This is a genomic window from Gilvimarinus sp. 1_MG-2023, assembly GCF_030548285.1.
On record NZ_JAUOSC010000270.1, the window covers coordinates 1 to 392 of the forward strand.

Here is a 392-nt window from a genome sequence, read left to right on the forward strand (position 1 = left end):
CCCTGGGCCACAGCATAACGCGCACCTTCTGCCAGCGATTCGGGGTCTCCCCCGGCAATCTGGATAGCAATCGGCTCGGGTTCGCCACTGTGATCGAGCCGCTGTCGCGACTTGCGGGTCGCGCGCAGGTCGGGGTTGGCGGCGATCATTTCACCAACCACCAGGCCAGCTCCGAGACGTCGACACAGGCGTCGAAACGGAAGGTCAGTGACCCCCGCCATCGGTGCCAGCACGGCGGGGCTGGTTAGCGTGTATTTACCAATTGTGGGCATGGATAGCTATGGACTGATCAAAAAGTGTGCGGAAAAAAGTGGCGCTATAATACTCGGATGAATCCGTTGAATAAAGGCCACTTTGCCAACAAATATGGCATTTTTCTTACAGCCTGTGGT

1 protein-coding gene is annotated in these 392 nt (G+C 57.1%); it reads right to left on the bottom strand.

What is annotated here, in order from left to right; translation table 11 throughout:
• Positions 1-272, bottom strand: a 272-nt coding sequence (locus Q4563_RS16745) for a tRNA-dihydrouridine synthase (RefSeq protein WP_303605294.1), incomplete at its 3' end; no start/stop codon positions are given.
• Positions 273-392 lie beyond the last annotated feature (120 nt).